General features: G+C 40.2%; 6 protein-coding genes. 1 reads left to right on the top strand and 5 read right to left on the bottom strand.

Going from position 1 to position 10,904, the window contains the following annotated elements:
* Positions 1 to 38: 38 nt before the first annotated feature.
* From I6F47_RS10240 to I6F47_RS10225, 4 genes are all read right to left on the bottom strand, one after another.
* Positions 39 to 2,684 (bottom strand): DUF2339 domain-containing protein, encoded by a 2,646-nt coding sequence (locus I6F47_RS10240; RefSeq protein ID WP_197183785.1) that lies wholly within the window; start codon positions 2,682 to 2,684, stop codon positions 39 to 41.
* Positions 2,685 to 2,810: 126 nt separating this feature from the next.
* On the bottom strand, positions 2,811 to 4,172 hold the full coding sequence (locus I6F47_RS10235; protein WP_121954641.1) for a hypothetical protein: 1,362 nt from the start codon (positions 4,170 to 4,172) through the stop codon (positions 2,811 to 2,813).
* A 164-nt stretch (positions 4,173 to 4,336) separates the two neighbouring features.
* Positions 4,337 to 5,242: a GGDEF domain-containing protein gene (locus tag I6F47_RS10230; protein WP_197174161.1), complete on the bottom strand. Its 906-nt coding sequence runs from the start codon at positions 5,240 to 5,242 to the stop codon at positions 4,337 to 4,339.
* A gap of 97 nt (positions 5,243 to 5,339) precedes the next feature.
* Positions 5,340 to 5,924, bottom strand: coding sequence for a YqaA family protein (locus tag I6F47_RS10225; RefSeq protein WP_010554604.1), 585 nt, complete (start codon positions 5,922 to 5,924; stop codon positions 5,340 to 5,342).
* 509 nt (positions 5,925 to 6,433) lie between these two features.
* Here I6F47_RS10225 and I6F47_RS10220 point away from each other — a divergent pair.
* On the top strand, positions 6,434 to 7,669 hold the full coding sequence (locus tag I6F47_RS10220) for a TMEM143 family protein (protein WP_197183784.1): 1,236 nt from the start codon (positions 6,434 to 6,436) through the stop codon (positions 7,667 to 7,669).
* A gap of 85 nt (positions 7,670 to 7,754) precedes the next feature.
* On the opposite strand, the gene I6F47_RS10215 is transcribed toward I6F47_RS10220, so the two are convergent.
* Positions 7,755 to 10,901 carry an efflux RND transporter permease subunit gene (locus tag I6F47_RS10215; protein ID WP_197183783.1) on the bottom strand — a complete coding sequence of 1,049 codons (3,147 nt, stop codon included), beginning with the start codon at positions 10,899 to 10,901 and terminating at the stop codon, positions 7,755 to 7,757.
* Between the last annotated feature and the right edge of the window lie 3 nt (positions 10,902 to 10,904).

Genomic DNA, 10,904 nt, shown 5'->3' with positions numbered 1-10,904 from the left:
TATCTTCACTGGGCTTTGCTTTATAAAGTGTTCAAAAGTTAAACTGGATTTACTCGGCTTCTAAGCTTTTGGAATAACCAACTTAACCCCACCAACGAAAGCCCTAATCCAATAAACGAAAGCGCTTTAAGTAAGCCCTCCAAGTTAGCCATATCAATTAAAAACACTTTAACAATAACGGCAGCTAGTATGCCTAGGCCTACTTTTTGTATTAATAATTGATTTTTTAAATGACCAAAAATAACAGTACCCGCCCCCATTACTAACCAAATAACAGAGTAGCTATAAAGCTCTGCATTACTTGCGCCTTTTGATAAGTAAATATAAGGCCCTTGCCAGTATTGGCGAATAAAGCTGTTTATTGCCAATAATATAAACCCACCCGCAACGGCCAATATAAATGGCGTAGCTTTAGCGTTTATTGGTTTTACAAGCTTGGCCAGCCAAAGCGTTAATCCTGCAGGTACTAACCACAATAGTAATAACCAGTTAAATATTGGCAGCTCACCTATGTAAAGTGATTCAAATAATGGGTTGTCGTCAAGCAGTGTTTTAATAGCAAAAAGCCCTGCTAACCCTACAAGTGCAAAGCCCGCCACTTGGTATAACTTAGCTAAAGTACCGGCAAGTTTTGCTCTATGTAAATACACGCACCCTAATGCCAGCCAGTTACAGGTAAGGAGTATTTGTTCATAAAAATTAAGTGAATCAAATTGCGGATAATGCCCTACTAACTGATAACTTGTTTCGGTTGTAATAAAAAGCGCTAAACAATGAAGGGCTGCACCTTCCAGCCATATTTTAAGTTTTGATGAGTCAAAGCACTTAGCTGCGGCAAAAAATAACGCGATACATAACGGATAAACCACAATACTCCAATGCAAACCAAATACCGTGAGCGCATCGTAGCTTGGCGTCCAAGGTGAAAGCGTTAAGCGCAGTAATAACGCAGCAACCAAGGCTTTTATAGGCCAATGTGGCATAGGCACGCTATAGCGTTTAATAAGTACGCTTATAAGTAATACTTGTACAGCAAGAGCAATGGTTAGGCCGCTGTCACTTAGTAGCATGGTAATTGCTAACGTAATATTGGCATTAGCGCCTACCCAATAAGTAAAACGCTGAAATAGCGTTGTATTATGCTGCGCGAGCTTTATTAAAATAGCCGCCACTACAAACAATACAACGGCCCAAAGTGGATATGCAGTACTTAACGCGGAATTAGGAATAAGCGTATATAAAGTCGCTATCATTACAAATACACTAAATGCCCCCGTAATATGAAACGCTAAACGCTTAATCTGTTTTTTACCGTAATAAAGCCCAAAAGCGGTAAGTAACAATCCGAGAAATAAACCCAAACCATACTCATTTTTGAATATAAAGAGTGCGTCATCAAATAGGTTTGGCGAAAGATGCGTGCGTTCAGCACTTATAACCAATAGCGCTGCACTTGCTAATGCTACTGCTTGCCAAATATCCCAGCGGCTATTTTTAAGGACTAAAAATAACATTAGTACAATACTCAACACACCGATTGTTTGCCACTGCATATCAAAGTGACTTATTAGCATGGTAAATATTAAGGGTGCTATAAAGGCGAGTAATAATGCATGATCTGGAAGCACGTTAATTAAGCGTTTTAAACTGTGCGGGCGATGTTCAATAACATTCAGTTTTAGACCTAAGCGCGGTATAGCAATTAACCCAATAATACTCAGTAGAGCAAACGTTCCCATTAACCAAACGGTATTAATTTTAAGTAATGTAAAACCAACTAAATACCAACCAATATGCCCTGCCCATAATAAATACCACAACCAAGCTCGCTGTACTTTATGTGCAACTAACGCGGCTGACAAACTTACAAAGCCAACATACATAAATAATGCAAACAAGTTACCACTGCCAGTGCTAACCCATATTGGTACACTATAAGCGCCAATAATACCTAATACCGCTAATAATGGGCCTAACCTAAGCGCCATTGCACTTGCACTAATTGCAATAACTGCCAGTGTAAAAAATGCCACGGTAGGGCTAAGCATATCGTAGCTACTGTAGGCTAAAAGCGTTAAAGCAAAACAGGTAATAAACCCGCCGCTTGCAAGCGCTGCGGGTATGTAATTATTAAAGCCTTCAAATATAATACGTTTATGGTGTAAATAAGCCGCAGCTGCAATTAAGCCAAGCCCAAATAAGCCGCCTAAGCTCAGCCTCATTACAGGCGATAATAATCCAGCTTCTAGGCTGTATTTAGCTAAAAATATGCCACCAAACGCAAGCGCTATTGCGCCTATCCAGGTCATCCAGTTTTGCTCAAACCCTGCGCGTAATTTATTAAATAGTAATTCTATGGCTGATGCTTCAGCTGGTTTGGCTTTTTTAGGAGGCGCTGATGGCTGATTTATTACAGGTGGCGACACGCTTTGGGACGTTAAGTTTGGCTGTGTTTTATGAGCAATTGGCTCAGACCTTGAAAGCGCTGCCTGAGCAGTAGATGCTTCGCTTTGAGGTTCACTTTGCGATATCGGTTTATGTGTTTGTAAGTGTGTTACTTTGGCCCTTAAAACAGCCACTTCTTGTTTTAATCCATTTAACTGCACTAGCGCTATTAAACCGCAGATAGCACCGGCAACTACAACCAGTATTACTATGACGGCTAACCCAACTAAATCATCCATGGCACACTCTTATTAATTATTATGCCCTGAGTGTACCTAATTATTAATGAGTAGGTAAATTTTGTTCAATAAAAAAGCCTAAGTACTTAAAGTGCTTAGGCTTTATGCTACTTAATATGTTTAGATTTATTCAACACTATCGGTAATAGTGCGCTCTAGGGTCATTTTATAACCTGAGCTTGTTGTTTCATCATGCTCTAAAATCAATATGTAGTTACCCTCTTGTGTAAAGTCCATATCGCTTTGTTGAATAAGCACAATTTGCTGACCATTATCTTCATAGACAACATAAACCGTGTAAATTTCGTTATCTACAACCTGTTCTTCTTGGTCATACTTATCTAGGCCATCGACTACGTTACTGGTGTCGTCTACTGTTTCGCCGTTAAGTGTAAAGTACACATCAACATCTGAAACCGATTGCCCTGCGTAGCTTTCAATTAGGTTTACAACCGATACCGTATGGCTGTAACTACTTGGTGTTAGGTTTTCTTCAACGCTCATCATACGTAAACCGTTATCAACGTCGTTATAAAAAATACCCACCGCACTTTGCTCACGCTCTAGCGTCATTAAAAAGTTATCAGCTAGTTTTGTACCTTCTTCGTCGTACATCGCTACGCTGTAACTATTGGGCGAAAGTTCAACATAATCGGTATAAGAGTCACTAGCAACTGTATTTGTTGTGTTTACAGTTGTACCGCGTGTAGCAGAAAAGCTTACTGGCGAGTAGTCATCAACCGTATTTATAAAACGTAATTGCCCCAGGGCAGATTGATGTTTAAGCTCAGTAACGTAGTTATTATCGGTTACTACATCAAGCGTAATACCGCCTTCTTCTGTAGCATAACTTGGGCGGATCATTGCTACATAGCTTGCTTCATCGTATAAATAAACAGATGACGACTCGTACACAACATCACTGCTGCCCGCTTCGGTTATGTAAATAGTGTAATAACCTTCATCAACGCTTTGTAGATCTAACTCACTTAAATATTGAGCCGATGAAAAAAGTGTCGCGCTTTCAAATACGCCATCATCAGTTGCTAAGTAAATATCGTAGTTAGTATCCTCCCCTGCAATATTATAAAACCCTAAGTTAAACTCACCCGTATCGCTTGTGATAGGTACGCTAAGCTCTGTAAATGTAGGCTCATCAAAGTTGCCGCTCATTACTACTAACTGTGTTTTGTCACCTTTAATAGAAATTTCTTGGTCGCTAATTGTTATATAGCTGTCGTTAGCATCTAGGTATTCAAAACTTACATCATAAGTGCCTGTGCTGTAGTTATGGCGAGTAGTTACATCAGCAAAATCAGCGCCTGAACGTTCTGTTTCTTCAACAAACAAACGCGTGTATGGGCTATTGTAAGAGCCGTTATACAATTGGATGTAACCTGTAGAGCTTGAGCTATCATCAGAGCCGCAGCCCGACAAAATAGTAATTAGACTTAAGGGTAATGCAGCTTTTAAAAGGGAGTTGGTCATTAAGGTTATTCCTTATTATTAATATCCCCATTATGACCCAAACATTCTATTTTAATTTCATGATTTACAAAGCATTACCCTCACTGACATTTCCTTACGAAAACGTTAAAAAGTGTAGTAAATGTGCAAACAATAAGGACGTGTTTTTATATAGTTAAAAACGCTTACGGGGCAATTTCAAAACGATCTCGGCCACTCTTCTTAGCTAAATATAAAGCTTGATCAGCGCGCTTCATTACTTTATCTAAAGGCTCATTAGGCGTTTGCATTGCAACACCTATACTTACTGTTAAGTGGCGAGAATTTTGAACATTTATGGTGTGCGCAAGATCAATTAATTGCTGCGAAAAATCACATGCTTGCGTCATATTATTTGTAGGCAAGTAGCCACCAAATTCTTCACCACCGAGGCGAGCAAATTTGTTTTGGTGCGTAAAAGCATTGTCGTATTTAGTTGCTAGTTCTTTAAGCACTACATCACCAACATCATGACCAAATTCATCATTAATTGCTTTAAAGTGGTCTATATCGATAATTAAAATAACGTAAGGTGAGTGCTGAGCATCTTTAGCGTGCTGATAAAAATAACGTCTGTTATGTACCTTGGTTAAATCGTCAATAATTAGCTCACGCGCTAATCGATTATTAATACTTTGTATAAAGCGCATCGTTTTAAATAAACCATAGGAAGTTAAAAGCATGCCGCTGGTTCTGCATAAATCTTCAAAATAAATACTTACCCAGTAAGGCTGTATCACTATCTCATCGATTAAATCAGCTGTATTACCCATGGACCAAAGCATTAATCCGAGAGTCGAAAATGTATATGCAAGCTTTGAAAGTTTGGAGCACTGAACCATCCAAAATAAAAAAATAAGAACAATTAAATTAATAAAATCAGTTGTAAAACCGTAAACATTATTTTGAACTTGTAAGGGAGGAAAGTTAGTTAGGGAGTAGGCTGAAAAAATAACAATATAAGCTAATAAAAATAGGCTTACAGTTTTATTTTTCCAGCTCATTTTAAAAAAATTAGAAAGCCTGATAGTGAGTTTTACCGTTTCAATCATATTAACCCTAAGCTTTTCGATACTATATTAAAAAACTATAGCACATTACCAAAAAGGCTTATTAGAATAAGGTGGTTAATAACCTTTAATAATGAGCTTAAATCACCAAGCTTAATCCCCAAACCCCTAACACAAGTAACGTTATTAAAACCATTGCCTTAGTTTTGTGTTTACTAATGATTCGCTCAGCTTCATTACCTGCATAATAAACAATAATAGCCAGACCAAAGTAACGAATAGAACGCGCAATACCTGAGGCCAACAAAAACAGCCAAATAGAGTACTTAGTCGCGCCTGCTGCAAGCATCGCTATTTGAAACGGAATAGGCACTATGCCTAGTGTTATTACAAACCAAAAACCTTGATCTTGCATTTGCTGTTTAACGTTTTCAAATTGCTCAGGGCTCGAAAACGTATTAATAATCCAATCGCCAACCGCATCAAATAAATAATAACCCAACGCATAACCAAACAATGCGCCCACTATGCAGCCCAAGGTCGCCATTAATGCTATAAGCCATAGCTTTTCACGACGAGCTTGCATTAGCGGTACTAATACAGCCTCAAGTGGAATAGGAACTATGGTTGACTCTAAAAACGACGCCACTGTAATACCGCTAAGCATATGCTTAGAGTCAATAAAATTACGCGTTTTTTCTTTTAGCTTTTTTTGAATGGCCATAGTAAATCCTTTTCACTTATAAATAAGAACAAGAGTATTCAATGAGCTAATAATTACATATTTAGGTTAATACACGCTGAAAACAGTGTACTAAATTTATCAGGTCCTAGGGCGTATTCATCTTTGTGGATTGAAATTTGTTCAATCTAGGGGCGATTAAATCGCGGCGCGAGGTTTGTAACCTAGTGGGCTAAGTAAAAATCGAGCAAAGCTTCCGCGTCCTGCTCACGCCCCTTACCTACATCCATGTAGGCAACAAAGAGTTAATCGTCCCTAGAAAGAACCCAGAGGGCAGCGCATGTTTGGTATTTATGCTGCGTTATCGCCTTATTTATGGGGAATAACCACACTACATAGGCTCTGCCTTGCCTAAAAACCAAACACACAGCTGCAAATTCAACCACCAATGATCAATACGCCCTACTGCATTAACAAATTAGTAATATCCATAAGAATATTTTATTATGTGCCCATGCAGTTAGATTCCCTATCACAGTAGTTATTAATTTATGCAAAGTGCGCGTTTTATTCCCTTTAGAAAGCAAGATATTGTTGATATGTGTAGCGAAGAGCTTAAAAGCAGTACACAAAAAACATCGTTTAAACAATTTTGCGATTTACTAGCAAGCCTTATTCATTACGATTACCACTCAACACTTGAGTCACTTAAAAACAACTACGCCCCATTTGATCCCAATAGTGACACGCGATCGTTAGCGCCAGTATCGGCGGATCAAAAAGCGCAGTGCCAACATGAGTTTGCTAAAGATTTTGCTAAGGTGCTTAATGCCGCTAATTTTGAAGTGATAACCAATGAAGACTTACAAGATGCATTAAATGAAGAGTCATTATTTAAGGTGCGCCTTGAAGTTGAATTTGACGACTTTGAAGAAGTGGTATTTTATCGCCGTGGCGAGTCGCAACTCACTGAAACCATCACCAGCTTTTGGGGCTTGCGTAAAAAGCCGCTGCACTTTACTAATTACGACCGTGTTGCCGTGTTTATTCGCTTTAAAGATAGCGCTTATTTTGAAGCTAAAAATAAAACGCCAATGGGATTTGAGCCAAGCTCAACCATAGTAAAGCTGTTTCAAAATGTGCCAAAGGCCGATCTCGAAATGCTATTTCCTAATAGCGAAGTACGCATGCGCCCTATTGATAAAGCAATTATTGGCTCATCGGCTTTAGTTGGCGGTGCAGTGGTACTTATAACTAAACTTGGCGCATCAATCGTATTATTGCTTGCTCTGTTTGCTTTTTGGGGTGGCTTTAGAAGTGAAGCTGTAGAAATGACCCAACAACATTTTATTACCTTTGCTATTGGCATGGGAGTATTTGGCAGCTTTATTTTTAAAGAATGGAGTAAGTTTAAAAACCGTAAAATTAAATTTATGAAAGCGCTTAGCGATAACCTCTACTTTAAAAACCTTGATAATAATGCGGGTGTTTTTCACACGCTTATTGACGCTGCCGAAGAAGAAGACATAAAAGAAGCCCTGCTTGCGTATACCTTTTTACTAAAATCAGAAAGCGCCTTAACCGCCCAAACGCTTGATGAACAAATAGAGCATTGGTTTAAAAGTAAATACCAGTGCGATCTTGATTTTGAAATTAGCGACGCACTTGAAAAGCTGGTACGTATGCGTTTGGTAACGTGCACTAGTGATGTGTATAGCGCAATAAATTTAGAACACGCAAAAACGATATTAGATGAGCGTTGGGATAATCTGTTTCAATATAATTAATGTAGTATTTTTGCTAAATAATACCCAAATAAAAAAGCAGCTGTAAGTACAGCTGCTTTTTTATTACATTATTAATAGCTAGTATTTAAGCTAATTCAGCTTCTGCTTTTTTAGTAAATTTAGAATGTACTAACTTATAAAGCGCAGGCAATATTAACAGTGTCAGTAAAGTTGATGAAATAATCCCGCCAACCACTACTGTCGCGAGAGGTTTTTGCATTTCAGAACCCGTTCCCGAATTAAGCGCCATAGGTATAAAGCCTAAACTTGCCACCAGCGCAGTCATCAATACTGGGCGCAGGCGCTGTAATGCACCGCTGTGAATTGCATCAAACAAGCTTAAACCATCGCTTCGTAATTGCTTAATAAACGACAGCATAACCACGCCGTTTAATACCGCGACACCGCTTAGGGCAATAAAGCCGACACCCGCTGATATTGAAAGCGGCATATCGCGCAGCAATAACGCAAGCACACCACCCGTTAATGCCAGTGGCACACCACTAAATATAATCAATGAATCACGAAGCGATCCAAAGGCGCTATACAGTAAGCCAAATATAAGCAGTAAAGTGACCGGCACAACCAACGACAATCGCTTACTTGCCGATTGTAGCTGCTCAAACGTGCCGCCGTATTCAAGCCAATAGCCACTTGGTAAATTAAGTGATTCATTCATGCTCGCTTGCGCATCACTTACAAAGCTTGCTAAATCGCGCCCCTCTACATTGGCAGTTACTACGACGTTGCGCTTACCACTTTCGCGGTTTATTTGATTAGGCCCTTTTTCAATGCTGATTGTTGCTACTTCGCCAAGCGGTACAAATGCAAGTTCTGGGTTACTATCTTTAGGTAAAGCAACTGGCAAACGAGCAAGTGCTGATACATCGCTAGACCAACGCTTATCAAGGCGCACTAATAACGAAAAACGTTTATCACCTTCGTAAATTAGTCCGGTTTGCACACCACCAACAGCGGCGGCAAGTGTTTGTTGAATATCGTTTACACTTAAACCCAATAACGCCATATGGTCGCGCATTGGTGTTACCGAAAGTGTTGGCAATCCTTCCATTTGCTCCAAACGTACATCGGTAGCGCCTGCAATATTACGCATTAGCCCTGTGGCTTTTTCGCCAAACTCTTTAAGTACGCTTAAGTCGTCACCATAAATACGCAGTGCCACATCGGCGCGCACGCCAGCAATTAACTCGTTAAAGCGCATTTCTATTGGTTGTGTAAATTCGTAATTATTACCCGGTACATCGTTAACACGGGTACGAATTTGCTGAACCAATTCTGCTTTAGTAAGTGCTGGATTAGGCCACTCATCTTGCGGTTTGAGTATTAAAAAGGTGTCGGCCACATTAGGCGGCATAGGATCGCTTGCTACATCGGCAGTACCAATTTTTGAAAATACGTTAGCAACCTCAGGCTGATCTAATATGGCTTGCTCAAGCTCTTTTTGCATTTGCACAGATTGCTCAATACCGGTGCCAGTAATGCGCAGCGCGTGCATAGCAATATCGCCCTCATCAAGTTTTGGTAAAAATTCTGCGCCCATGTTTTTAACTTTAAAACCAAGCACCAATACTAATGCAGTGGCTATACCCACCATCAACCACGGTAATTTAAGCGATATACCAAGTAATGGCTTATACACTTTTTTAACGCCGCGCATGACTGCGTTTTCGGTTTCATCAACCTTACCGCGAACAAACACTGCAATAGCAGCCGGTACAAATGTAACGCCAAATATAAGCGCGCCAATTAACGCCGCAACTACAGTAAACGCCATTGGCTGAAACATTTTGCCTTCAACGCCGCTTAGTGCAAATAAAGGTAAGTAAACCAGCATAATAATAACAATGCCAAATACAGCCGGTGTAAATACTTCTTTGGTGGCTGCGGTCACTACATTTAAACGCTCGTTTAAAGTAAGTAGCCTGCCATGTTTATGCTGAGCTACACCGAGTTGGCGCAGGCAGTTTTCAACTACAATTACAGCACCATCAACAATTAAACCAAAGTCGATTGCGCCTAAACTCATTAGGTTACCCGATACGCGATTACCTACCATACCTGTAACGGCAAACAACATACTCAACGGAATAACCATTGCCGTAATAAGCGCGCCCGTTACATTACCCAGCAGTAATAGCAAAATTACTATCACTAAAATGGCACCTTCAAATAAGTTGGTTTGCACGGTTGCTATGGTTTTATCAACAAGAGTAGTACGGTCGTAAACTGCCTCAACAATAACGCCAGCGGGTAAGCTTTTTTGCACATCAATTAACTTATCAGCCATGGCTTTTGCCACTATGCGGCTGTTTTCGCCAATTAGCATCATGGCGGTGCCGAGCACGGTTTCCTCGCCGTTATAAGTGGCCGCGCCGGTTCTAAGCTCTTTGCCTAAAAGCACGTTAGCCACATCTTTAATGCGTACAGGTGCATCGTCGCGCTTAGCTATAACGGTATTGGCTATGTCATCAATGGTTTTAAGCTGCCCAGGCGAGCGTACTAAATATTGCCCGTCAAAGCGCTCTATATAGCCTGCGCCTCGGTTACTGTTATTAACCTCAAGTGCACTAATTACATCGCTAATAGTAAGCTTATAGGCAATGAGTTTTTCGGGCACTGGCGCTACTTGGTATTGGCGCTCAAAACCACCTTGGCTGTTTATTTCGGTAACGCCTTTTACTTTTAAAAGCTGCGGACGAATAACCCAATCTTGCAAAGTGCGTAAGTCTTCGGCGTTGTAAGCAGTGCCATCTTCTTTTAACGCATTAGGCGCGGCGTGCACACTATAAGTAAATATTTCGCCTAAACCACTGGCAATAGGACCCAAGTTTGGCTCTACGTTATTAGGTAAGTCGGATCGAATACTTTGAATACGCTCACCAATTTGCTGACGCGCCCAATAAATATCGGTGCCTTCATTAAAAATAACCGTTACTTGCGAAAGCCCATAACGCGAAAGCGAACGGGTATAATCAAGCTTAGGTATGCCCGCCATGGCGGTTTCTACCAAATAAGTAATGCGTTGCTCTACCTCTAATGGCGTAAAACCCTGCGCTTTGGTATTAATTTGCACTTGTACGTTAGTTATATCGGGTACTGCGTCTACTGCTAAATTTTGAATGTTGTATACACCAAATCCAGCAAATAAAAATGTAAGCGCAAGCACCAGCATGCGGCGTTTAACCGCAAAAGAAACTATCCAATTAATCATGGT

Origin of the sequence: Pseudoalteromonas sp. NZS37 (genome assembly GCF_015864265.1) — a bacterium.
GTDB classification, from domain to species: domain Bacteria; phylum Pseudomonadota; class Gammaproteobacteria; order Enterobacterales; family Alteromonadaceae; genus Pseudoalteromonas; species Pseudoalteromonas arctica.
This window is presented reverse-complemented; position numbering and strand designations above follow the sequence as displayed.

What these genes read in the sequence shown, in the direction of transcription:
- I6F47_RS10240 (WP_197183785.1), bottom strand. Translation starts at nt 2,684, where the DNA reads ATGGATGATTTAGTTGGGTTAGCCGTCATAGTAATACTGGTTGTAGTT.
- I6F47_RS10220 (WP_197183784.1), top strand. Translation starts at nt 6,434, where the DNA reads ATGCAAAGTGCGCGTTTTATTCCCTTTAGAAAGCAAGATATTGTTGAT.
- I6F47_RS10235 (WP_121954641.1), bottom strand. Translation starts at nt 4,172, where the DNA reads ATGACCAACTCCCTTTTAAAAGCTGCATTACCCTTAAGTCTAATTACT.
- I6F47_RS10215 (WP_197183783.1), bottom strand. Translation starts at nt 10,901, where the DNA reads ATGATTAATTGGATAGTTTCTTTTGCGGTTAAACGCCGCATGCTGGTG.
- I6F47_RS10225 (WP_010554604.1), bottom strand. Translation starts at nt 5,924, where the DNA reads ATGGCCATTCAAAAAAAGCTAAAAGAAAAAACGCGTAATTTTATTGAC.
- I6F47_RS10230 (WP_197174161.1), bottom strand. Translation starts at nt 5,242, where the DNA reads ATGATTGAAACGGTAAAACTCACTATCAGGCTTTCTAATTTTTTTAAA.